23 protein-coding genes are annotated in these 21,464 nt (G+C 71.8%); 9 read left to right on the forward strand and 14 right to left on the reverse strand.

What is annotated here, in order from left to right; genetic code table 11:
- Positions 1-7 precede the first annotated feature (7 nt).
- On the reverse strand, positions 8-718 hold the full coding sequence (locus RE421_RS02690) for a DUF899 family protein (RefSeq protein ID WP_309813925.1): 711 nt from the start codon (positions 716-718) through the stop codon (positions 8-10).
- A 198-nt stretch (positions 719-916) separates the two neighbouring features.
- Between RE421_RS02690 and RE421_RS02695 the strand changes: the two genes are divergently transcribed.
- Positions 917-1,666: a GTP pyrophosphokinase family protein gene (locus tag RE421_RS02695; protein WP_309813928.1), complete on the forward strand. Its 750-nt coding sequence runs from the start codon at positions 917-919 to the stop codon at positions 1,664-1,666.
- 11 nt (positions 1,667-1,677) lie between these two features.
- Here the strand turns inward: RE421_RS02695 and RE421_RS02700 are convergent, their stop codons facing one another.
- Positions 1,678-3,132 carry an aldehyde dehydrogenase family protein gene (locus RE421_RS02700; protein ID WP_309813932.1) on the reverse strand — a complete coding sequence of 485 codons (1,455 nt, stop codon included), beginning with the start codon at positions 3,130-3,132 and terminating at the stop codon, positions 1,678-1,680.
- A 74-nt stretch (positions 3,133-3,206) separates the two neighbouring features.
- Here RE421_RS02700 and RE421_RS02705 point away from each other — a divergent pair, with 74 nt between their 5' ends.
- Positions 3,207-3,632 (forward strand): hypothetical protein, encoded by a 426-nt coding sequence (locus RE421_RS02705; protein ID WP_309813934.1) that lies wholly within the window; start codon positions 3,207-3,209, stop codon positions 3,630-3,632.
- Between the two features lie 12 nt (positions 3,633-3,644).
- Here the strand turns inward: RE421_RS02705 and RE421_RS02710 are convergent, their stop codons facing one another.
- Complete coding sequence (locus RE421_RS02710) at positions 3,645-5,021, reverse strand: NAD-dependent succinate-semialdehyde dehydrogenase (RefSeq protein WP_309813937.1); 1,377 nt, start codon at positions 5,019-5,021, stop codon at positions 3,645-3,647.
- Between the two features lie 164 nt (positions 5,022-5,185).
- On the opposite strand from RE421_RS02710, the gene RE421_RS02715 reads away from it, so the two are divergent.
- Positions 5,186-5,362: a hypothetical protein gene (locus RE421_RS02715; protein ID WP_309813941.1), complete on the forward strand. Its 177-nt coding sequence runs from the start codon at positions 5,186-5,188 to the stop codon at positions 5,360-5,362.
- Position 5,363: 1 nt separating this feature from the next.
- Here the strand turns inward: RE421_RS02715 and RE421_RS02720 are convergent, their stop codons facing one another.
- Positions 5,364-5,894, reverse strand: coding sequence for a DinB family protein (locus RE421_RS02720; RefSeq protein WP_309813944.1), 531 nt, complete (start codon positions 5,892-5,894; stop codon positions 5,364-5,366).
- Between the two features lie 74 nt (positions 5,895-5,968).
- On the opposite strand from RE421_RS02720, the gene RE421_RS02725 reads away from it, so the two are divergent.
- Entirely contained in the window at positions 5,969-6,415 is a 447-nt protein-coding gene (locus RE421_RS02725) for a YbaK/EbsC family protein (protein ID WP_309817029.1), read from the forward strand.
- 68 nt (positions 6,416-6,483) lie between these two features.
- On the opposite strand, the gene RE421_RS02730 is transcribed toward RE421_RS02725, so the two are convergent.
- Together RE421_RS02730 and RE421_RS02735 are read right to left on the reverse strand one after the other, a co-directional pair.
- Positions 6,484-7,566 carry a GyrI-like domain-containing protein gene (locus RE421_RS02730; RefSeq protein ID WP_309813947.1) on the reverse strand — a complete coding sequence of 361 codons (1,083 nt, stop codon included), beginning with the start codon at positions 7,564-7,566 and terminating at the stop codon, positions 6,484-6,486.
- Positions 7,545-8,060, reverse strand: a complete 516-nt coding sequence (locus RE421_RS02735; protein WP_309813950.1) for a VOC family protein — start codon at positions 8,058-8,060, stop codon at positions 7,545-7,547. Before RE421_RS02735 ends, RE421_RS02730 begins: the two co-directional genes overlap by 22 nt.
- 76 nt (positions 8,061-8,136) lie before the next feature.
- Here RE421_RS02735 and RE421_RS02740 point away from each other — a divergent pair, with 76 nt between their 5' ends.
- Complete coding sequence (locus tag RE421_RS02740; protein WP_309813953.1) at positions 8,137-8,937, forward strand: helix-turn-helix domain-containing protein; 801 nt, start codon at positions 8,137-8,139, stop codon at positions 8,935-8,937.
- 22 nt (positions 8,938-8,959) lie between these two features.
- Here RE421_RS02740 and RE421_RS02745 read toward each other — a convergent pair whose 3' ends face one another.
- Positions 8,960-9,853 carry an amidohydrolase family protein gene (locus tag RE421_RS02745; protein WP_309813956.1) on the reverse strand — a complete coding sequence of 298 codons (894 nt, stop codon included), beginning with the start codon at positions 9,851-9,853 and terminating at the stop codon, positions 8,960-8,962.
- Between the two features lie 24 nt (positions 9,854-9,877).
- Here RE421_RS02745 and RE421_RS02750 point away from each other — a divergent pair, with 24 nt between their 5' ends.
- Complete coding sequence (locus RE421_RS02750; RefSeq protein WP_309813959.1) at positions 9,878-12,538, forward strand: hypothetical protein; 2,661 nt, start codon at positions 9,878-9,880, stop codon at positions 12,536-12,538.
- A 118-nt stretch (positions 12,539-12,656) separates the two neighbouring features.
- Here RE421_RS02750 and RE421_RS02755 read toward each other — a convergent pair whose 3' ends face one another.
- The 4 genes from RE421_RS02755 to RE421_RS02770 all read right to left on the reverse strand — a co-directional run bounded on the left by RE421_RS02755 (position 12,657) and on the right by RE421_RS02770 (position 15,581).
- Positions 12,657-13,367: a C40 family peptidase gene (locus RE421_RS02755; RefSeq protein ID WP_309813963.1), complete on the reverse strand. Its 711-nt coding sequence runs from the start codon at positions 13,365-13,367 to the stop codon at positions 12,657-12,659.
- A gap of 250 nt (positions 13,368-13,617) precedes the next feature.
- Complete coding sequence (locus RE421_RS02760; RefSeq protein WP_309813966.1) at positions 13,618-14,610, reverse strand: hypothetical protein; 993 nt, start codon at positions 14,608-14,610, stop codon at positions 13,618-13,620.
- Complete coding sequence (locus RE421_RS02765; RefSeq protein WP_309813967.1) at positions 14,610-14,954, reverse strand: PadR family transcriptional regulator; 345 nt, start codon at positions 14,952-14,954, stop codon at positions 14,610-14,612. The genes RE421_RS02760 and RE421_RS02765 overlap by 1 nt, the downstream gene beginning before the upstream one ends.
- Before the next feature lie 69 nt (positions 14,955-15,023).
- Positions 15,024-15,581 carry a dihydrofolate reductase family protein gene (locus tag RE421_RS02770; RefSeq protein WP_309813970.1) on the reverse strand — a complete coding sequence of 186 codons (558 nt, stop codon included), beginning with the start codon at positions 15,579-15,581 and terminating at the stop codon, positions 15,024-15,026.
- Between the two features lie 106 nt (positions 15,582-15,687).
- Here RE421_RS02770 and RE421_RS02775 point away from each other — a divergent pair, with 106 nt between their 5' ends.
- Positions 15,688-16,716: an MsnO8 family LLM class oxidoreductase gene (locus RE421_RS02775; RefSeq protein ID WP_309813974.1), complete on the forward strand. Its 1,029-nt coding sequence runs from the start codon at positions 15,688-15,690 to the stop codon at positions 16,714-16,716.
- 36 nt (positions 16,717-16,752) lie between these two features.
- On the opposite strand, the gene RE421_RS02780 is transcribed toward RE421_RS02775, so the two are convergent.
- The 3 genes from RE421_RS02780 to RE421_RS02790 all read right to left on the reverse strand — a co-directional run bounded on the left by RE421_RS02780 (position 16,753) and on the right by RE421_RS02790 (position 19,369).
- Positions 16,753-17,868, reverse strand: coding sequence for a serine hydrolase domain-containing protein (locus tag RE421_RS02780; protein WP_309813975.1), 1,116 nt, complete (start codon positions 17,866-17,868; stop codon positions 16,753-16,755).
- 30 nt (positions 17,869-17,898) lie between these two features.
- On the reverse strand, positions 17,899-18,333 hold the full coding sequence (locus RE421_RS02785; RefSeq protein ID WP_309813978.1) for an OsmC family peroxiredoxin: 435 nt from the start codon (positions 18,331-18,333) through the stop codon (positions 17,899-17,901).
- Between the two features lie 100 nt (positions 18,334-18,433).
- Positions 18,434-19,369, reverse strand: coding sequence for an NADP-dependent oxidoreductase (locus RE421_RS02790; RefSeq protein WP_309813982.1), 936 nt, complete (start codon positions 19,367-19,369; stop codon positions 18,434-18,436).
- Positions 19,370-19,569: 200 nt separating this feature from the next.
- Between RE421_RS02790 and RE421_RS02795 the strand changes: the two genes are divergently transcribed.
- The gene (locus RE421_RS02795; protein WP_309813985.1) at positions 19,570-20,763 is read left to right on the forward strand and encodes a ScyD/ScyE family protein; all 1,194 of its coding nucleotides are present in this window, start codon (positions 19,570-19,572) and stop codon (positions 20,761-20,763) included.
- Positions 20,764-20,876: 113 nt separating this feature from the next.
- A complete protein-coding gene (locus tag RE421_RS02800; protein WP_309813992.1) occupies positions 20,877-21,416 on the forward strand; it encodes a pyridoxamine 5'-phosphate oxidase family protein in 540 nt (179 codons plus the stop codon).
- Positions 21,417-21,464 lie beyond the last annotated feature (48 nt).

The following is a 21,464-nucleotide window of genomic DNA, read 5'->3' on the forward strand; positions in this document are numbered from 1 at the left end:
CCGTGCCTCAGGCATCCCCGTACCAGCCGGCGATGTCCTGCGGTTCGGGCCAATCGCCGAAGGTCTCACCCTGCGGCCATCCGGCGGGGGAATCCTCCCCCTCCTCCCGGCGTCCGAAGGGCAGCACGTCCAACAGCGGGAAGACGTGGGAAACCTGCTCCACCCCGCGGCCATCGGTGTGCCAGGTCCGGTAGACGTCCTCACCGTCCCGCAGGAACACGTTCAGGGCGAACCCGGCATGGGACGGGGCGCCCACGTCTGCCCCGAAGGTGCTGTTCGCGGTGGAGTACCAGCTCATCTGGTTCCCGACCCGGTGCCGGTAGGCGAGCGCCTCGTCGATGGAGCCCTGGGTGACGATGACGAAGCGCGCGTCGTAGGCGGCGAGGAACTCGAGCCGGGTGAACTGCGAGGTGAAGAACGTGCAGCCGCCACATTGATACTCGTCGCCGGGGTGCCACATGTGGCTGTAGACGATGAGCTGGTGCTTGCCGTCGAAGAGGTCCACCAGCCGGACGGGGCCGAAGGCGCCCTCGAGCGTGTAGTCGGGCATCTTCACCATGGGCAGCCGGCGGCGCTGGGCGGCGATGGCGTCGAGCTCGCGGGTGGCGGCCTTCTCGCGGCGGCGGAGGGCGTCGAGCTCGGCCTGCCAGGTCGCCTGGTCGACGACGGGCGGGGTGGCCGGGGCCGGATCGTCGTGGGAGAGGTCGGTGGTGGTCATGGCAATCCTTCGGGAAGGGCAGACCGGGGCAGGCAGGGGGTCTGCGCGCGTGTCCCCACGGTAGGCCGCTCCCGTCCGCCGCGTCCCCTCCAGATCTGCGGTGATCGCTTCCGGGCCGTCGGCAGAACCAGCGGGTGTCCAGCCGGCACCCAGCTGAGGCACGGATTCGTGACAGGCGGATCCGCGAGGATGGAGACCATGGACGACTCCCCCAGACCGCCCGCGCCCTCCACTGACCTCGAACGACTGGGCGCCGAGACCGGGATGGACCTGAGCACCATGCCGGCGGGCCTCGCGCAGCGGCTGGCCGCCATCGGCTCCGACTTCCGTCAGCTCACCCTCGAGTACGAGTTCGCGTTGCGGGAGGTGGAGACCAAGATGCACATCCTGCAGGACGAGTTCCTGCACCTGCACGACTACAACCCCATCGAGCACGTCTCCACCCGGCTGAAGACGCTGGACTCGCTCGTGGCCAAGTCCAACCGCCGCGAGCTGCCGATGGACCTGGGCGTCTGGCGGCGGGAGATCCTGGACATCGCCGGGACCCGGGTGACCTGCAGCTTCCGCCGGGACGTGTACCGCGTCTTCGAGCTCTTCACAGAGCGCCAGGACGTGGAGGTGATCTCGGTGAAGGACTACATCGCCCAGCCCAAGGCCAACGGCTACTCCTCGCTGCACGCCACCGTCCGCGTGCCCGTCTACCTCTCCACGGGGGTCGTCCTGATCCCGGTGGAGATCCAGTTCCGCACCATCGCCATGGACTTCTGGGCCTCGCTGGACCACAAGATCAAGTACAAGTACGACGGCGAGGTGCCGGCCGACGTCGTGGATGAACTGCGGGAGGCGGCGCAGGCCGCCGACGACCTGGACCGGCGGATGGAGTCGCTGCACGACCGCGTCCACGGCAACGTCCGCGGCAGCGGTAGCGGCCCCACCCTGCTGGTCTAGGACCTGCTGGACTAGAACGGGTAGGGCGCGATCTCCGGCCGCATCGTGAGCCACTGGACCTCGGTGAAGGCCTCGATGTTCGCGGTGTAGCCGCCGAACCGCGCCCCGTTGCCGGAGGCCTTCATCCCGCCCATCGGCGCGTTGGACTCGTCCGCCACGGTCTGCTCGTTGATGTGCACCTTGCCGGCGTCCACCAGGTCGGCGAGCTTCATGGCCTGGCCCACGTCACCGAGGATGCCCAGGGAGAGCCCGTACTCGTTGGCGTTGATGACCTCGGCGGCCTCCTCGAGGGTGGAGAAGGACATCACCGGGGCCACGGGCCCGAAGATCTCCTCGGTCCAGGCCGGATTCTCCGCGTCCACCCCGGAGAGCACCGTCGGCGCGTAGAACAGGTTCTCGTAGGTGCCGCCGGCCTCGATGTTCGCCCCGGCGTCCTTGGCACCGCGCACGATCCGGTCGACGTTGTCCCGCTGCCTCTCGTCGATGATCGGTCCGAGGGCCACCTGACCGGTGGGGTCGCCGACGGGCAGGTTCTCGGCCTTCTCCTTGAGCGCCGCCACGTACTGCTCCCGGAGGGACTCGTGCACCAGGTGGCGTCCGCTGGTCATGCAGACCTGGCCCTGGTGCATGAACGCGCCGAACGCGCCGGCGGACGCGGCGGCGGCCACATCGGCGCCGGGCAGCACCACGAGGGCGTTGTTGCCGCCCAGTTCCAGGTGGGCGCGCTTGAGGTTGCGGCCGCAGGCCTCCCCGACCTTCCGGCCGGCGGCCGTGGAACCCGTGAAGGACACCACGCGAATCTCCGGGGCCTCAGACAGCGCGGCGCCGGCGTCCGCCCCGCCGGTCAGCAGCTGCAGCACCCCGGCGGGCAGGCCGGCCTCCTCGAAGGCGCGCATGATCATCACGCCGCCGGTCACGGGGGTGCGCGGATCCGGCTTGAGGATCACGGCGTTGCCCAGCGCGAGGGCGGGGGCCACCGAGCGGATGGAGAGGATCAGCGGGAAGTTGAAGGGGGAGATCACGCCCACCACGCCGGCCGGCACCCGGCGGGCGAAGGACCAGTGCGCCTCGTCCGAGGTGAGCACCTCCCCGGCCGGGTGGTGCGGCAGCCCGGCGGAGTCGAAGCACTCGTTGGCGGCCACGTGGGTCTCCATCGCGGCCTTGCCCCCGATCGCGCCGGTCTCACGCTGGATCCAGGTGTTCAGCTCCTCCACGTGGTCCTCGAAGACCTGACCGGCCCGGCGCAGCACGGCGGCGCGCTCCTCGGGCTTGGTGGCGGCCCAGGCCTTCTGGGCCTTCGCGGCGCGGGTGGCGGCGGCGAACACGTCCTCGCCCGAGGCCATCCCGGCCCGGCCCAGCACCGTGCCCGTGGCCGGTTCGACGATGTCCACGGGATCGGCCGAACCCTCGGTCCAGCCGTCGGTGTAGATCTTGCCGTCCCAGACGGACGGATCGAGAAAACTCATGGCACTCCTGATGTCGGTGGGGATAGCACGAGCCTACCCACGACTCACGGCCGCCGGCACGGGAGAATGGTCCCATGGACACCGACCCGACCCGGCACGTGCTCGTGGTGGATGCCGCCAATGTGGTGGGATCCGTCCCGGACGGCTGGTGGCGGGACCGCCGCGCCGCCACCGAGCTCCTGCGGGACCACCTGACGGTACTGGCCCGGTCCGGACAGCAGGCAGGAGGGCCCGACGCCGGCCCCGGTCCCGGCAGGGCGGGTCACCGGATCGTCCTGGTCACCGAGGGGAAGGCCCGCGGGGTCGGGCCGGCGCCCGGCGTCGAGGTGGTCGAGGCGCCGGGTGAGGGCGACGACGAGATCGTCGCCGTGGCCCGGCGCGAGGTCGCCTCCGGGGCCGGAGTGGTGGTGGCGACGGCCGACCGCGTCTTGCAGGCCCGCGTGCGCGAGGCCGGCGCCGAGATCATGTCCGCCCGGGCGGTGCGGCACCCGTCCGCATGAACCCTGCGGGGGTCAGGACCGCGCGGTCCGGCGCAGGCGGGTGTTGACGAACTCGCCCATGCCCCAGCGGCCCAGCTCGCGGCCGAAGCCGGAGCGCTTCACGCCGCCGAACGGCAGGCCCGGCAGGGTGGTGCCGTGTTCGTTGACGTACGCCATCCCGACCTCCAGCTGGTCGGCGACCTCCTGCGCCCGTTCGACGTCGGAACCCCACACCGAGCCACTCAGCCCGAAACTCACGTCATTGGCCAGCCGCACGGCGTCGTCCGCGGAGTCGGCACCGTAGACCATGGCCACCGGCCCGAAGATCTCCTCGGAGTAGGCGTCCATCTCCGGGGTGATGCCCGTCAGGACGGCAGGCCGCATGAACGCCCCGTCCCCCTCCAGGGCCTCCCCGCCCACGTGGAGGACGGCGCCCTGCTCCACGGCCCGGTTGACCTGGGCCACCACGGTGTCGCGCGCCTTCACCGAGGACAGCGGGCCGACCTCGACCTCCGGGTCCAGGGGGTCTCCCACCACGGCCGCGCCGAAGGCAGCCGTCAGGGCCGAGACGAAGTCCGGCAACGCGGCCGTGGGAACGATCATCCGCTTGGGGGAGTTGCAGGCCTGGCCGGCGTTGGAGAGCCTGGCCTCGGCGGCGGTCCGGGCCACCTGCTCCAGGTCCGCGTCCTCCAGCACGATGAAGGCGTCGGACCCGCCGAGCTCCAGCACGGCCTTCTTCAGGTTCTTGCCGGCCGTCTCCGCCACGGCGGCCCCGGCCCGTTCGCTGCCGGTCAGGGACACGCCGTGGACCCGGGGGTCGGCGATCATGGCCGCCACCTGGTCGTGGTCCGCGAAGACGTTGAGGTAGACGTCCTCCGGCACGCCGGCGTCATGGAAGATCTCCGCCATGACCTGGGCCGATCCGGCGCAGATCTCGGCGTGCTTCAGGATGACCGTGTTCCCGGCCATCAGGTTGGGCGCGGCAAAGCGGGCCACTTGGTAGTACGGATAGTTCCACGGCATGACGCCGACGAGGGGGCCGACGGGTTCGGTGGTGACAAGGGACTCCTGCGCCCCTTGGGGGTCGAGCGTCTCGGGCTGCAGCAGCTCGGGTCCGTGCTCGGCGTACCAGCGGTAGATCTTGCCGGCCAGCTTGGCCTCGCCGATGGCCTCGGCCAGGGGCTTGCCCATCTCAGTGGCGATGAGCCGCCCGAGCTCCTCGGACCGGGCCTTGTAGGCGTCCGCCACCCGGGTGAGGATGCCGGCCCGCTCCTGCGGGGTCAGCGAGCGCCAGGCGGGGAAGGCCGCGTCAGAACGGTGCAGCACGTCCTCCACCCCGGACTCGTCCAGGGTCGGGAACTCGCGATCGGTCGCACCGGTGGTCGGGTTGGTGGTCGTGTAGGTAGCCATGCCCCCACCCTTCCGCCCAGGACCGGTCTTGCCAACCCGTCGGGACCGGGCGGAGAGCCGACTTCGCATGCGGCGAAACCCGCCGGAGGCGTATTCCCGGGCGGCTGCGGATAGGGGACATCTCACCACGGTGAGATAAAAGTTGACGCGCCAATCATTTGGCGATGCTCGGCGCCGTGCTGTTCGTGCACGCCCCGCACGGCGTGTTCGTGGCCGGCAACGGCTGGGAGCTGGTGGCCGTGATCGGCCTGGCCTCCCTGGTCTTCGCCCTCGTGGGCCCCGGCCGCATCAGCCTCGACGCCCTCATCGCCGGACGCCGGAAGGGTGCGGTCCAGGCCTGACTCAGGCGCCGACGTCGTGCAGGTGGTGCTCCATCTCGTGCGCGATGTACTGGCTCATGGCCGCCACCGTGAAGGACATCCCGTCCGAGCGGAGGCCGGTCCGCTCCCAGTCCACGCCCGAGACGCTGCCCAGCAGCGTGCCCGCCCGGACGGCCGCCCGCTGCAGCTCCACGAGCGTCTTCAGCGGATCGGCCTTCCAGTACTCGAGCTCCACGGCCTGGGCGTCCCCGTCCCAGTCGGCCAGCATCGGCGTCTGCTCGGCGAGCATGGCGTAGACGCGATCCTTCAGCAGGACGAGCATGTCCTGGACGTGGCGCCCGTACTCCAGGGCGGACCACACCCCCGGCTCGGGGCGCTCGGCCACCTCGTCCCGGGTGAGGGGCTCGCGCCAGCGGCTCGACCGCTCCACGAACCAGTCGGACAGTTCTGCCACCGGCACCGGCCGGAAGCCGCATTCACCGCAGCCGTCGGTGATCACGAACGTCCAGTCGCGGTCGTCGCCGGGTACGGGGGGCGGGGGAACGGCGCTCATGGTTCCATGGTCTCGTGAGCACCCCCACGGAATCCACCCCTCCCGCCGAACAGCCCGCGGAACAGCCTGCCGGCCTGACCGCCATCGTCGGCTCGGGCTTGGAGTACACCCTGACCGAGCACGGTCCCGTCTCCTCGCTGGCCGAGGCCGCTGCCGCCCGCGGGGTGGACCCGGGCCGGCTGGTCAAGTCCCTCGTGGTCCGCCGCGGGGAGGGGGACTACCTGTTCGTCCTCGTCCCGGGCGGGCGCAGCATCTCCTGGCCCAAGCTCCGCGCCCTACTCGGCGTGAACCGCCTGTCCATGCCCCCGGCCGCCGAGGCACTCGAGGTGACCGGCTATCCGCGCGGTTCCATCACCCCCTTCGGCGCGACGACGGCCTGGCCCGTCATCGCCGACCTCGCCCTGGCCGGTCAGCGGGTCTCCATCGGCGCCGGATCACCGGGTGCCGCCGTGCTGGTCGATGCCGACGGGCTGGTCGAGGTGCTCGGCGCACAGCTCGCGGACGTCACCGACCCGGAATAGTGCCCGGGCCGCGTCCCTTAGCTTTCGCAGCACGCGTGACACCTCGCAGCAACCGTGACTGCGAAAGGTCACGGACGGTGCGTGAGGAGGGAGTTGTAGTCGAGGGCGAGGTCGATCCAGTCGGCGAGAGCCTCGCCGGTGTCCACGGCGGCGGCGTCCACGGTAAGCCAACTCGGCCCCATGTCCCGTTCACCCATGACGGCCTGGCGGGCACCGGGTTTCTTCAGCAGCTCCGCAGACCGCTCTGGGTCCACCCGGACCAGTAGCCCGTCCCGTCCGGAGGTCAGCGCGAGCTTCCCACCGACCATGAACCCGCGGTGGCCGAACATCCACCTGCGCTGCACGGTTCCGGCACGAGGACCTGAGCCGGGATCCCGGCGGGCGGCCAGGCGTTCCGAGAGGAGGGCGGCGATCCGCGACTCAAGGTCCTCCGGACCTGCCGTCCCGCCGGCACCCTCGCCAGCCGTCCCGCCGTTCGCCCCTGCCGCCGCCCGCACCGGCTGGCGCGGGATCGTGCGGAGCCTCTCGGGGGCTGTCCGGCGAGGGTCGGAGAGGTAGACCTCATGGTGAGTTCCGGTCAGTTCGAGGCCGTTCGCCGGGATGAAGCGGTGGTGCATCTCCTCCAGGACGCCGGCCTCCTCGTCGAAGGGGCCCAGGTGCAGGGTCTGCACGCAGCGCCCCTCCGTCAGGGTGGCGAACCGTACGTCGTCGAGCCGCGCGGGGCCGCCACCGGGCTTCTTCGCCCTCTTCGCGGCCGGCTCGTCCAGGGCCGCCGTCACCTCGGCCGCGTCCAGCCAGTCCGGGACCAGGATCATCATGGTCCAGTCCCAGGCGGACTTGTCACGGGCCGTGGTGAAGGCGTCCAGGTCCTCGGCCCACCACAGGCCCTCCAGCGACGGCACCACGTAGTCGCGCCCGGCCGCCTTGGAGGCGAACTTCAGGGCGTACGCCACGGGATACAGAGTTTGCAGCGCCGCAGCGTACTCCGGCGAGGTGTTGGGATCACCCTGCCCGTCCACCATCAGATACCGCATCTCGGGTACGTCGAGGATCCGGAACTCGCCGCGCCTCGCCCGGTACGGGTCAAGGCTGGCCTTGAGGTCGATCTTCCCGGGGCTCGGCACCAGGGTCACCCCTGCGCGGCGGCCCATTCGGCCACCCGACGGTCGCTCTCCTCCTGGCTCAGGTCCTCCACCCGGGACATCAAGGACCAGCGGACGCCGAAGGGATCCCGCACGGAGGCGAAGCGGTCCCCGGAGACGAACGTGCTCAGCGGTTCGCGGACCACCGCCCCCGCCTGCTCGGCCCGGGCCACCAGCGCGTCCACGTCGGCGCAGTACAGGCCCATCGAGTAGCAGTCATCCTCCCCGGCGGGGGCCGGGACCAGCCCGTAGTCCGGGTTGGGTTCACCCAGCTGCAGGCGGCCCTGGCCGAAGTCCAGTTCGGCGTGCACCACCATCCCGCCCATCTCAGTGACACCCAGCACCCGGGCCCCGAACACGTCCCGGTAGAAGCCGACGGCCTCCCGCGCGCCGGCCACCGCCAGGAACGGGGTCAGGGACGTGAACCCGTGCGGCACGCCGTCGGTCGTATGCTCTCCAGTGACCCCGAGCCGGGGCCCGTCCTGTTCACTGTGCTCGCTCATGGACCCACCGTAGGACCGGCACCGGCCCGGCGGCTTGGAGATTCGCGACACCAGCCATCCGCGGAAGGAGTCCGGCGTGACCCGTCCCGAGGACCCCCGCGGCATCCTCTACCCCACCCGCCTGCCCACCTTCCACCGGATCCCGGCCCCACCGGAGCTGGAGGACCTGATCCGCTGGTTCTGGATCCCCCGCTGGCACCTCGCACCGGGCCGCACCTCCCGCCAGGAGCTGCTTCCCTTCCCGGCCTCCAATCTCGTGGTCCAGCCGGACGGCGTGACACTCTCCGGGCCGTCCACGCGGTCCTCGTTCCGGGACCTGCGGGGCACCGGCTGGGCGGTGGGCGCGCTGCTCCGCCCGGCCGCCGCGGTCCAGCTGCACCCGGACCCCGGCGCGGTCCGTGACGCCGAGGTCCCGTTCACCGCGCCGGAGCTGCACGCCGCGGTGGTGGCGGCCATGGGGCACGACGGCGGCGCCTCCTCCCGCACCCGGGCCGCCTCCGCCTTCGCCCGTTGGGCGGCGGGCCGGCTGGCGGCGCCCGACCGGCCCGGCCGGCTCGCCAACGCGATGAAGGAGGCCATCGCCACGGACCGGGGGATCGTCCGCGTGGAGCACGTGGCCGAGCGGCTGGGCACCTCAACGCGTGGCGTCCAGCGGCTGGCGCGCAGTCATGTGGGGCTGCCGCCGCTGGCGATCATCCGCCGGTACCGGCTGCAGGAGGCGGCCGCGCGACTGCGGGAGGATGCGTCCGTGGTCATCGCGGACGTGGCCGCGGAGCTCGGCTACGCGGACCAGGCCCACCTGAGCCGGGACTTCCGCACCGTGCTGGGCCTGACGCCGCGGGACTACCGGGGTGATCAGTCGCCGAACGGTCAGTAGCGGTGCGGTCAGCGGCCGGCCCTCAGTCACCGAGCAGCCGGCGGGGGTTCTCCCAGAGGACCTGGCGCATCCACCCGTCGCCGAGCCCCCAGTCGGCCAGCACCTGGAGCTGATGGGCATAGGGGTAGGGGATGTTGGGGAAGTCGGTGCCCAGCACCACCTTGTCCGCCAACCCGGCCAAGATCCGTGGATAGCCCTCCGGCAGGGGAAAGGACTGCTCCATGTAGGAGGTCCCCACCATGGTGGTGTCCAGGTGGACCCCCGGGTATTCGCGGGCCAGTGCGGCGAACTGGACGTACTCGGGCAGGCCGGCGTGGGCGATGACGAGCACGAGCCGCGGGTGGCGGGCCAGGAGTTCGCGGATGGGTCCGGGGCCGGTGTGCTCGCCGCGCGTCGGGCCGTTGCCGCAGTGGATGACCACGGGGGTCCCGGACTCCTCCAGCAGCGCCCAGGCCGGCCCGAGCAGGGGGTCCAACGGGGTGAAGCCGCCGACCTGCACGTGCACCTTGAAGATCCTCACCCCGGCCTCCAGGCAGCCGGCCACCTGGGCCTCCACGCCGGGCTCGGGGTAGAAGGTGCCGGAGTGGATCGCCTCGGGGTGGTCTGCGGCGAACCGGGCGGAGTAGTCGTTGAGCCAGTCGGCCATGCCGGGGCGGTGTGCGTAGTTCAGGGTGGTGTAGGCGCTCACGCCCATCCGGTGCAGGGTGGCGACGCGTTCGTCCTCGGGCGTGCGGTAGGTGATGGTCCACGGCGGGACCATGCCCCGCTCGCCGACCCCGTCGAAGAAGGCCCAGACCTTGTCCAGCACGTTCTGCGGCATGAAGTGCACGTGCAGGTCGATCAGTCCGGGGAGTCCCAGCCGCTGGAGGTAGGGACGGATCTCCTCGTCAGTGCGGGGCGCGGGGGTCTGGGTCACGGTGGCACTCTAGACTCTTGACCCGTGCCCCGCACCCGCGTATCTCAGAACAGCGGCCCGTTGCGCCGCCGGCCCCCGCCTCGATTCCCCGTCCTGGCCGTGGCCCTGGCCGGGCTCTCCGTGGTGCTCGGCGCCGTCGGGTTCCAGCAGGTCACCGCCGAGCCCACCGAGCCCATCACGTTCGTGGTGGACGAGTCGCTGCCCTACGGCATCACGCAGGAGTCCGTGGAGGCCGCCGCCGAGGGCATCGGCCTGGCCTACGAGCCGTTCACCCTGCACGTGGTGGGCCGGGACCTGGAGTGGGAGGAGTACTCGGGCGGCGAGACCGGGGTGGCGGACGTCATGCTGTCCATCGCCGATGACCCCGAGGACCTGGACCTGGCGCTGCCGGACGCGAACCGCGTGGCCTTCGCCGGGGAGGACTACGGGGACGACTACTCCACCGCCGCCACCATCCGCGAGAGCTTCGTCAACAACCGGACGCTCGGGCACGGCCCGCACGCGGTGCTCGGCGCGGCGCTGACGGCCGCAGACCTGCGATTCGACGGCGGAGTGCGCACCCCGCTGCTGTGGGCGCCCCTGGCCGCCCTGCCCATGTTCATCGCCGTCCTGGTCATGTACCGCTGGCTCGGCCGACGGCGCCGCGAGCGCGCCCGGTACCGCGACTTCGGCGAGGCACAGCTCCGGCTGGCGCGGTCCGTGCTCGAGCTGGAGACGCTGCAGCTGCGCGTCGACGTGGCGGACTCCCTCCTCGACGACCGGGATTCCGCGGCCGCGGAGCCGCGGGACCGGTTGCGCAACGACTGGACGCGGGTCCAGGACCTCACGTGGGACCTGGCCCGCACCGAACGGGACCTCGTGGCGGAGATCGACCGCACCGTCACCCCGCTGAAGGCCCGGACCCCCGAACAGCTCGAGTCCGACCTGCGGGGATTCGCCGCGGACACCCTCGACCTCCGGCGCCGCACCGATGCCCTGGCCCAAGCCGCCGAGGTCCGTTCCGGCCACGCCGGATCCCGCTCCGTGCTGGACCGGCTCGCCCTGCCCCTGCTCCAGTCCGTCGACGAGGTGCTCGCCCACCGCGGCCGCTTCCCGGCCGAGGCGCGCGCCTTGGAGGGTCACCGCGCCCGGCTGCTGGCCGTCGCGCAGGAGGTGGCGGCCGGCGTCGGGCCCTCCCAGGCCGTGGTGGACCGCTGGAACGCCGTGGAGCAGGAGATCCGCTCCACCGCCGCGCGCATGTCCCGGCACGTGGCCTCGCCGAAGACCATGCCGAACGCGGCGAACGCCCGCACCCTGGACGAGGCGGTCGACGCACGGGCCAGGGCCCGGGTCGCCGCGGCCACCGCCGGGGAGACCGACTCGTTCGCCGAGCTCCGCTCGGCCCTGGGCCTCGGGCACGGGCACCGCTTGGGCCCCCTCCAGGCGACCGAGCGGGTGCTGGAGCTGATCGGGCGCCACGAGGCGAGCGAGCGCGCGGCCCCACCGACCCCGGGCCGGGAGTCCACCCTGGCGGCGCGCTACGGCCTGGCCGCGGTCCTGGTCCCGCTGCTGATCGCCCTGGGGGCGGGGTTGCTCGCGGCCTCCCAGATCGAGGACAGCCACATCCAGTACGGCCGGGAACTCACCGGCGACCGCCCCCTCGCCGGGCTCAAGGTCTACGGCGATCCGGGCCGGCTCGCGGGGCCGGTCGAACCCTGGGACCACGAGCCGCAGACCCAGGAGTCGAGCCTCGACCTGGACTACATCCGGGAGCAGATGGACCGGTCCGCGGCCTCCCAGGAGGACGCCGCGCTGCTGCCGGTCGATCTCGACCTGACCGTGGCCCTGCTGCCGGCCGCCGAGTACATCGACCACGTGCCGGACCCGGAGTACGACCACCGCATCAACATCGAGTACTGGGACCTGCTGGAGGCCCAGCAGCGCATCAAGCAGGACGTGGCGGCCGAGTACCCGGAGGTGCTGGACCCCGCGACCGGAGACGTGGCCCTGGGTCAGGCCATCCTCCCCGTGTGGGTCCTGGAGGACGGCAGCTACGCGTTCAGCTACGCCCTGACCGGTGAGGTCAGTGCCGGAGTCAGCAGCCGGATGGGTGCCTACTACTTCAACGGGACCGAGCCCACGGTCTACGGCCGCGGGGACCTGGCGGACGCCTCGATCGGCTGGTGGGTGGCCTATGACCTGAAGGACCTCGGCCGGGCCATGGAGTACAACCACCTCACCGTGGACAACGTGAGTCCGGCCGCCGTGTTGTGGGCGGTGGGCGTCAGCGTGTGGACGGGGCTGATGACCGTCCTGATGCTCGTGGCGGCGGCCCTCGAGGCCGGGCGACGCCGGCAGGGCACCGCCGCGGTCCGGCAGGAACTGGCCGGGCTGCGCGAGGACCTCGACGGACTCGCCCTGGGCCTGGACCTGTCCCGCCTGGACCTGGTGGCGGTGCTGGGCTCGGGCTCGGAGACCGGGGGCCGGGCCGAGCAGGCCGACCAGCGGCTCTACGAATCGGCCCTCGTCACCGCCTGGCGCGAGGTCATGGCCCTCGAGCGGCTGCCCCGCCGGGAGCAGCGGGGCGCCGCCTGGGAGGCTCGCGTCCGGCACGTGCAGCGCCTGGTGGAGACGCTCACCGCGCAGCGGGCGGACGTGGCCCGCCGCGCCGACGAGTTGCTGCACACCCAGCGCTTCGGCGCCTGACCAGCACCCCCCGCTTGAACACTTTGAGGGCAGAGATCACTGGTGATCTCTGCCCTCAAAGCCGGGTGGACACCGCGCGAGGCGGCGCCGTGGACCCGAGCGGAACCCGGGACGCGGATCAGTACCGCGCGGCCGTGCCCATCATGTTCCACGGGCTGTAGTCCACGTCGGTCACGGAGACGCCCTCGGTGTAATTGCGGGCATGGGCGATCTTGCCGTCGCCCACGTACACGGCCACGTGGTAGATACCAGAGGCCGATCCGTTGTTGGACCAGAACACCAGGTCACCGACCTGCAGCTCGTCCAGGCCCACGTACTGGTTGGCCCCGGCGTACTGCGCGCCGGAGGTCCGGGGGAGGTCCACGCCGGCCTGAGCGAAGGCGCTCTGGGTGAAGCCGGAGCAGTCATAGGCGGACGGCCCGTTCCCGCCGTAGGCGTAGCCCACGGAGGGATCGTTGGCCGTGGTCACGGCCCAGTCCGCGGCCGCTCCGTAGGAGCCGGACGTCGAGGAGTACGAGGCCAGCTGGTAGGTGGCACCCTGACTCGAGGAGCCGGTCGAGGCGGTGGAGTAGTCAGCGCCGTAGCCGGACGAGGAGCTGGAGGGGGAGCTGGAAGAGGTCGATCCGGTCGACTCGCCCTGGTAGCTCCAGTCCTGGTAGCTGGAGGCTGGCTGCGAGCCATCGTTGGCGGAGGCCGGGGCCACACCGGCGAGGACGGCGCCGAAGGCGGTGGTCACCCCGAGGGTGCCCACGGCCAGGCGTCGGCGGGCGTGGGAGCGGCGGACCTGCCGCTCGGCGGCGAGGCGGTCACGGCGGGTGGAGAAGTTCATCGGTTTCATACCTTGATAGACGACTGGGTACACACGGACGGTCCCTGATGGCGGCAGGCCAGGCGGCACCGTCCCCAGGGGATCGGCAGCCTCCCTGACACCATCGGAGGGTTATCGGACCGTTACTTAAAGGTACAGGTTTGTTATGAAACCGCAACCTTGTGGTCCGCTGTGCACTTCCTGGTTGTCATATCAAGAACATCAGCCCCAGATGAAGCGTCCCTGGACGCCGGGTCGAGCAGCTACGTTATTACGTCGTGATCAAAGCATCCTGCGAGCGCAGGGTCCGCCAGTACTTCACGCAGACGTACAGGTCCCAGAGGGCCACCAGCCAGATGACCGCCACGTACAGCACGTCGACCCAGTCCGCCCCGCGGGACGTCTGCAGGATGCCGGAGTCAATGGCGGGGTCAAGCACCTGCTGGGTCAGCACCAGCACGGTGAAGAACACCGCCGCCACCACGTCCAGCATGGCCCGGGCCACCACCTGCGCCCGGGTCACCCGGCCGCGGACGAGGGTCCAGACGGACTGGGCGATGCCCAGGAGGATCAGCACGTAGTAGGCCGGCAGCCAGAAGTCCCACAGCGCCTGGTTGACGAAGGAACCGCCGCCGTTGAGGTGGCCCACGTAGAGGAATGTGGTGGGCACGAGGGGCACCAGTGCCACGATCCCGAGGAAGACCAGGCTGGAGATTGCCTCCGAGCGGGCGTCGCGGGCGTTGACCACCTCCACCTCCAGGTCCTCCACACTCCACTGGCGCGCCGCGCTTCGTCCGGCCCGGCCCCGATCCGGCGAGGGAACCACGCGTTCGAAGACGGCGAAGAAGCCGGTGACGGCGCCGAAGGCCACGAAGAGTGCGACGACGGCCTCGCCGACGGCCTGCCCGATCATCCCGCCCAGGTGTCCGTCAGGCACCGTGGCGGAGTAGGCGATGACGTTGGCCAGCAGCGATAGCAGCAGGACCAGCACCAGCACCCAGCGCAGCAGCCGGGTGTAGAGGGGGAAGACCTCCGGGCCGATCAGGTGGTTCGGCGCCTCGCGATACCGTGCGGCCAGGCGGGCCGGGTCCCCGAGCTCCTCGAGTACCTCGCGTTCGGCGGTGACCTCCTCCGCCCCGGAGGCAAGCCGCTCCTGCAGCATGTCCGAGGTGAGCGCGTCCAGCTCCCGGGAGAGGTCCTCGCGCTGGCCGTCCGGCACGTGGGCGACGACCTGGTCGATGTAACGACGGGTCAGGGTGGCCATCAGGGGGTTTCCTTCCAAAGGGCGGCCAGGCTGGCCGTTAGTCGTGTCCATTCATCCCGGAGCTCCTCCGCCATGGCAGCTCCGTCCTCGGTGAGGCTGTAGTACTTGCGCGGACGGGGTTCGTCCGTGTTCCACTCCGCCCGCAGCAGTCCCTGGCCCTCGAGCCGGCGCAGCAACGGGTAGAGCGTGTTGGCCTCGGCCTCCAGGCCCACGGACCCGAGGTACTCCAGCAGGGCGTAGCCGTAGCGCGGGGTCCGGCAGGCCAACAGGCAGGCCACCACGAGGGTGCCCCGGCGCAGCTCCTGCCGGTGGGTGGCGAGGGTCGAGGCCAGATCGTCGTTCACGCCTCACACGATACTGTGTGCCACACACTATTGCAACGGATGAGGGTATAGCGTGAGGCGAGAAACAACTCAGGAGGTCAGTGGCGTGACGTCGTAGACGAGCCGGGCCCACTCCCCGATCCTCTCGGCGGAGCGCAGCCGCAGCCGGTCCCACCTCGCGTCCCCGGAGAAGAGGGGCTTGCCGGCGGTCAGGGTCACCGGCGCCATCGTCAGGGCGATCCGGTCCAGTGCCCCGGCGGCCAGGAACTGGGCGGCGAGCCCGCCTCCGCCCATCATCCAGATGTCCCCGTCCCCGGCGGCCGCGCGGATCTCGGGGAGGTGCCGGCCGACGTCGCCGGCCAGGATCCGGACATCCGCGCCGTCCGGGAGCGGCAGGTCCCGGCTGGAGAAGACGAACACGGGATGGGCGCCCACGCTGTCCTGCCACTTCTCCGGGTGGTCCCGCAGATCCTCCATGTCCAGCAGCCATTCGTAGGTGGTGGAACCCATGACCAGGGCAGTCGCGGACTCCATGAACGGCCTGATATCCGGCTGCTCGCCGGGGATCGCGAAGAGCCAGTCCAGGGAGTTGTCCTCGGTGGCGAGGAAGCCGTTGAGGGTGGTGGCGGTTTCGTAGATGACGGCCATGCGCGCACGGTAGCAAGGGCCCGACGCCGGCCGGCAGGTCTCGCGGTCGGCCGGCGGCCTGGCCCGGCCCGGCAATATTCCGGGCCCGCCGCTCGTTGGGGAGGGTATGACCCCGCCTCCCGTCTCCGGCCTGCCCGTTTCCGTCCTCGACCGCGCGAATTCCCTCGCCGGAGCCTCGGACGCCGAGGTCCTGCACGGGGTCATCGCCCGGGCCCGACGTGCGGAGACCCTGGGGTACCGGCGCTTCTGGGTGGCCGAGCACCACGGGGTGCCGGGCATCGCCGGCTCCGCGCCGACGCTGCTCATGACCGCCATCGCAGCGGCCACCGATCACCTGCGGGTGGGCTCCGGCGGGGTCATGCTGCCCAACCACCAGCCCCTGGTCGTCGCTGAGCAGGCTGCCACGCTCGAGGCGCTGTTCCCCGGCCGGATCGACCTCGGCCTGGGCCGGTCCGTGGGCTTCACCCCGGCCGTCCGCCGGGCCCTGCGGCGGGACCAGGAGGCGGCGCAGCGGTTCCCGGAGGACCTGGCCGAGCTCCTCGACTTCCTCGGCGGCACCGCCGACATCACTGCCCGCCCGCAGGACCACGCCGCCACCCCGGTGTTCGTGCTGGCGGCCGGGCAGGGACTGAGGTGGGCCGCGGAGGCCGGGCTCGCCGTCGTCGTGGGCGGGCCGTCCCTGTTCCAGCGTGGGACTCCGGACGCGCCACTGTCCGAGCACGAGGGGCTGGCGCGCTACCGGCGGGACTTCCGCCCCTCGCGGTGGTTCCCCGCACCGTACGTCATCGCCTCGACCACGCTCGCGGCGGCAGACACGCCCGATGCGGCCCGGGATCTGGTCCTGCCGGAGGCCTGGGCGCTGGCGCAGTCGAGGGTCGCGGGCGAGTTCCGGCCCCTGGCACCGGTGGCCCAGATCAAGGCCCTGCTCGACGCCGGATCCGTCACCGGGCGCGACCGGCAGCGGGTCAAGGAGAGCCTCGCCACCGGGATCCACGGCACCCCGGACCAGGTGCGCCGCCAGGTGGAGGAGCTGATCACCTTCACGGGGGCCGACGAACTCCTGGTGACCGGCGGGATGAGTGACCTGCCGGGGCAGCGGCGCTCGGACGAGCTGGTGGCCGGCCTGTTCGCCTGAGCCGCCCCGGACCGACCCGATCGGTCTGGCCGGAGGCTACGCCGGCGTGCGCACCGCTCGCCAGAAACGCTGGAGGTATTGAGGCGGCTCGGGGGATGACATGCCCTCGGTGGTCAGCAGCACGCCGGCCACCCCGGCGGCGGGGTCCACCCAGAGGCTCGAACCCGTCCCGCCGTCCCAGCCGAACCGGCCCCGGCGGTCGATGCCCACGCCGAGGCCCCAGACCTGGTCCTCCGGCAGGATCCCGGCCCCCATGGCCCGGCCGGCCTCGGTGGTGGTGTCCGTGGCCATCGCCCGCACGGAGTCCTCGGTGAGCACGCGCCCGTCCGGTCCCTTGCCGCCATCCAGGAGCATGGTGGCGAAGCGCATCAGGTCGGCCACCGTGGAGACCAGGCCGGTGGCCGCGGAGGGGAACGAGGGCGGCTCCAGGAGGGAACCGTCGCCGGCCGGGAGGATCTCTGCCGGCCCGCCCGCGGCGTCCGGGAACCCGTGGCGGGGCACCCGGGACAGCTTCTCCGCCGGCACCGTGTACCCGGTCTCGGCCATCCCCAGGGGATCCAGGATCCGCTCCCGCAGGATCACGTCGAAGCGCTGGCCCGTGGCGGCCTGCACCACCACGGTGAGGGCGTCGAAGGAGGACTGGTAGAGCCATCCCTGCCCGGGCTGGTGCGCCATCGGCAACCCCGCCGCCCGCTCGGCCCACGTGGCCGGATCCAGACGGGGGACCCGCCCGTCCGAGTAGAGGCCGGCCGCCGCGGTCGCGGCGGACAGGGCGTCTCCCTCCGGGGCGGACGCGTCGTACCCGAGTCCGAACCCCATGGCCAGCAGGTCCCGCACCGTGGTCGAACGGTCCGCCGGCACGGTCGCGGTCAGGGGACCATGACGGGTGGCGAGCACGCGGCGCCCGGCCCAGGCCGGCACGAACCGCTCCACCGGATCGTCCAGGGTCAGCACCCCGTCCTCGGCCAGCGCGAGGGTCGCCGCGGCGGCGATCGGCTTGGTGACCGAGGCGATGCGGATCAGCGCATCTCCCGGCACCTCACCGGGGGCCTCGAGCGTCACCCGCCGGCCGCCGCGCTCCCCTGTGGTCAGGGACCAGACGAGACCGGGGAACTGCATAGCCTGCACGGCGGAACGCATCTCCGCGCTCACCCTGTCCAACAGGCCCCTCATTGGAGGGCCTCAGGCCAGGGTGGCGTCCACGCTGACGTCCTTGACGCCGGCGAGCGCCTGCGAGACGGGGCACTGGTCCTTGGCCTCGCTGGCGATCTTCACGAAGTCCTCCGTGGAGATCCCCTCGACCTGGCCCTTGACCACGAGCAGGATCTTGGAGATCCCGACCCCGGCCTCGAACGTGACGTCCGCCGTGGTGTCCAGGTGGGTGGGGGCGGTGCCGTTCTCCTTGAGCATGTTGGAGAACTGCATCGTGAAGCAGGTGGCATGGGCCGCGGCGAGCAGCTCCTCCGGGTTCGTGGTGGAGCCGGCCTCCTCGGCGCGGGCCTTCCAGTTCACGTCGAAGGTGGCGGCCTTGGAGGTCTCGAGGGCGGTGGAGCCGGAGCCGGTGAACAGGTCTCCGTCCCATGAGGTGCTGGCCTTGCTGACGATCGGACGGGGCATGGTGTTCCTCCTATGACGTCGGTGACGGCGGTGGGTTCATCGCCATGGCCACCGTAGCCAGATCACCGGCGAAATGTCAGGGGTGGAGGTTGAGCCTCGGTCAGGCCGTCACCACCACGTTGCCCACCGGGCTGTGATGCTCGACGGCGGCCACGGCCTTCTGCGCCTCGGCGAGGGGATGGGCCGCGGAGACCACGGGCGTGAAGTGCCCCGCGGCCACCAGCCCCGCCACCCGGGCGAAGACCTCCGTGGTCCGGCGCCGGCCGATCGTCTGGCCCCCGAGCTCCGCGACGAGCCCGAAGTCGGCCACGCTGCGCACGGGCAGCACCCCGGCCCTGGAGCCCTCCGGGGCACGCAGCAGTCCGGTGGATGCACGCAGGACGTCCCCGCCCACGGCGTCGATCACGCCGGCCACACCCTCCGGGGCGAGCGCCCGCACCCGGCCGGCCCAGCCCTCGCCCTTGGGCACGTGCACGGCCCCGAGGCCCTGCACGGCCGGCCGCTTGGACTCCGAGGCGACCCCCAGCACCCGGAGCCCACGCAGCCGCGCCAGGCCGCAGGCCGCCGTGCCCACGCCGCCGCCGGCCCCGAGGACCAGGAGGGTGGAGCCCGCGGCCAACTCCAGCTCGTCGAGGCCGTCGTAGGCCGTGGCCACCGAGACGGGGATCGAGGCCGCCTGCTCCGCGGGCACTCCGGACGGGCGGTGCGCCGTGGCCGCGGCCTCCAGCAGGACCAGCTCGGCCATCGATCCGGTCCCGGTGGCCGTCGAGCCGAACACCTCGTCACCGGCGGCGAACCCGGTGACGCCCGGGCCGACGTCGACCACCTGCCCGGCCGCCTCACGGCCCATGGCCATGGGGAACCGCACCGGGATCCGCCCCTGCCGCAGCCCCGAGCGGACCTTGATGTCCGCCGGATTGACCCCGGAGGCGTGGAGGCGGATGAGGACCTGACCGACGGCGGGTACAGGATCCTCGACCCGGATCAGCCGGGTCACCTCGGGTCCGCCGTAGTCCGTGAAGGCGAATGCGTGCATGGGTCCAGTCAAGCAGAGCGCCAGACGTGGACACGGTGGACACCGCAGGTCTACTCTCCTGCCATTCCACTCCGGCCGCCCGCCCTGAGCCGCGGCCCGCGCCCTCGCCGCAGGCACCGTTGCCGACGCCGTTCCCTTGGCCAGCACGGTGCCCGACCCCTCCGCCGTGCCATGCCTGACCGTCTCCACCGGAGCCCACCATGCCCAAGAATCCCCTGCGCGCGTCCGCCCTCGCGGCCGCCGGCTGCCTCGCCCTGTCCTCGACCCTCATCGCCGCGCCCGCCCACGCCCACCGTTCGCCCGCGCCACCCACCCCCTCCACCGTCGCCGAAGGCCTCGCCGGCCCCCTGGCCCTGGCCCTGGGGGATCGCCACGAGCTGTTCGTCACCCAGGGTTTTGCCGGAACCCTCTCCAAGATCGACCGCCGGGGCCGGGTCTCCACGGTGGCCCAGATGCCCCCGGGTGAGCCCGGACCACAGGGCCCCTCCAATGAAATCGCCGGCGTGGACTACTCCAAGGGGTCCACGTTCCACATCGAGACCGACTACTTGGCCGGATTCAGCCACATCGTCAAGACCACCTCGAAGGGAAAGCGGAGCGTGGTCAGCCAGGACTTCCTGGCGCACGAGTCGAAGCGCAACCCGGACCGGAAGGTCAGGTACGGCTTCGTGGGACTCCGAGGCCAGTGCGCCCGCGACCTGGCCGCCCTGGAGGCCCAGATCGGCCAGCGCCTGCTCAGCGAGGCCACCGGTGAGGACTTCTCCCACGCCTACCAGCTGGACGTCACCCGGCACGCCACCTATGTGGCCGACGCCGGTGCCAATGCCCTGCTGAAGGTGTCACCGCGGTCCGGGAAGATCTCCACGGTGGCCGTGCTGCCTCCCGTGAAGGTCACGGCGGGTCCAGAGCTGATGGCTGCGCTCGACGCGGCACTGGCCGGGATGCCCCAGCTGCCGGCGGGCACCACCGCGCCGGACTGCCTCGAGGGCAGGACCTTCGTGGGTGAGCCCGTGCCCACGGACGTGGAGATGGGCCGTGACGGACAGCTCTACGTCACCACCCTGGCCGGGGTGGCCGGCGAGTCCCTCCCGCTGAGCCACGTCTACAAGGTCGACCCGAAGCGCGGGAAGATCCGCACCGTGGCCTCCGGCCTGCACGGGGCCACCGGCGTGGCCGTGGCCTCGAACGGCACCGTGTTCGCCGCAGAGATGTTCGGCGGCGAGGTCTCGGTCATCCCCCAGGGGTCCCGCAAGGCCACCACGCTCTTCGCCGCCGACTCCCCCGGGGACGTGGAGGTCCACGGGAACACGGTCTACGCGACCACCGGCGTCTTCGACCCCGAGGGCAACGGCACGGTGGTGAAGGTGGCGTACCGGCACCACGGACGGCGGTGATGGTCCGCTGATCGCGGTGGATCGGATGTCACCCTGAACCAGCCGACGGTCCCTTGCCCGGCAGTCGCCGTCCCACCAGAGTTGGTGGTGTCCGGTGACCGCCGGGCGATGCCGTGCCCGGGACACCCCGGGGCGATGACACCGACCTGACCGAGGAGGAGCACGTGACGGAGAGACGGGTGGGGGGCACCGAGGGCGCCGGCGCACAGGTCGAGACGCTCACCGAGCCGCGTTGCTGGGAGCTGCTGCGCCACGCGGAGATCGGCCGTCTGGCGGTGTGGGTGGAGGACCACCCGGAGATCTTCCCCGTGAACTTCACGGTGGACCGGGGCGCCCTGGTGTTCCGCACCGCCGAGGGCACCAAGGTTTCCGCGGCCCTGGGCGATGCGGCCGTGGCGCTGGAGACCGACAGCCCGGACGCCGGGTCCGGCACCGCGTGGAGCGTGGTGGTCAAGGGCCGGGCGGAGCAGATCACGGACACCGCCGGACTGATGGACACCGTCCGCCTGCCCCTGTTGCCCTGGCAGGGCGGGGCCAAGGGCAAGTTCATCCGGATCGTGCCCACCGAGGTCACCGGCCGCCGCTTCCCCATCGTCTCCCCCGAGTGGTGGCGCACCCCGTTGCAGGACGTGCCCCGGTCGGCGGAGGAATAATCCGAGGAATTGCTCGCCACCGCCCCCCACCCACGGCACGTTCTTGCC

It is taken from the genome of Citricoccus sp. I39-566 (genome assembly GCF_031432995.1).
GTDB classification, from domain to species: Bacteria; Actinomycetota; Actinomycetes; order Actinomycetales; family Micrococcaceae; genus Citricoccus; species Citricoccus nitrophenolicus_A.

Bases quoted from the DNA above. Each gene is read 5' to 3' on its own strand.
- RE421_RS02700 (WP_309813932.1), bottom strand. From the start codon at position 3,132: ATGAGTTTTCTCGATCCGTCCGTCTGGGACGGCAAGATCTACACCGAC.
- RE421_RS02730 (WP_309813947.1), bottom strand. From the start codon at position 7,566: ATGGGCCGCCGCGCAGGGGTGACCCTGGTGCCGAGCCCCGGGAAGATC.
- RE421_RS02795 (WP_309813985.1), top strand. From the start codon at position 19,570: ATGCCCAAGAATCCCCTGCGCGCGTCCGCCCTCGCGGCCGCCGGCTGC.
- RE421_RS02775 (WP_309813974.1), top strand. From the start codon at position 15,688: ATGACCCCGCCTCCCGTCTCCGGCCTGCCCGTTTCCGTCCTCGACCGC.
- RE421_RS02735 (WP_309813950.1), bottom strand. From the start codon at position 8,060: ATGAGCGAGCACAGTGAACAGGACGGGCCCCGGCTCGGGGTCACTGGA.
- RE421_RS02705 (WP_309813934.1), top strand. From the start codon at position 3,207: ATGGACACCGACCCGACCCGGCACGTGCTCGTGGTGGATGCCGCCAAT.
- RE421_RS02695 (WP_309813928.1), top strand. From the start codon at position 917: ATGGACGACTCCCCCAGACCGCCCGCGCCCTCCACTGACCTCGAACGA.
- RE421_RS02710 (WP_309813937.1), bottom strand. From the start codon at position 5,021: ATGGCTACCTACACGACCACCAACCCGACCACCGGTGCGACCGATCGC.
- RE421_RS02715 (WP_309813941.1), top strand. From the start codon at position 5,186: ATGCTCGGCGCCGTGCTGTTCGTGCACGCCCCGCACGGCGTGTTCGTG.
- RE421_RS02755 (WP_309813963.1), bottom strand. From the start codon at position 13,367: ATGAACTTCTCCACCCGCCGTGACCGCCTCGCCGCCGAGCGGCAGGTC.
- RE421_RS02790 (WP_309813982.1), bottom strand. From the start codon at position 19,369: ATGCACGCATTCGCCTTCACGGACTACGGCGGACCCGAGGTGACCCGG.
- RE421_RS02690 (WP_309813925.1), bottom strand. From the start codon at position 718: ATGACCACCACCGACCTCTCCCACGACGATCCGGCCCCGGCCACCCCG.
- RE421_RS02785 (WP_309813978.1), bottom strand. From the start codon at position 18,333: ATGCCCCGTCCGATCGTCAGCAAGGCCAGCACCTCATGGGACGGAGAC.
- RE421_RS02760 (WP_309813966.1), bottom strand. From the start codon at position 14,610: ATGGCCACCCTGACCCGTCGTTACATCGACCAGGTCGTCGCCCACGTG.
- RE421_RS02720 (WP_309813944.1), bottom strand. From the start codon at position 5,894: ATGAGCGCCGTTCCCCCGCCCCCCGTACCCGGCGACGACCGCGACTGG.
- RE421_RS02770 (WP_309813970.1), bottom strand. From the start codon at position 15,581: ATGGCCGTCATCTACGAAACCGCCACCACCCTCAACGGCTTCCTCGCC.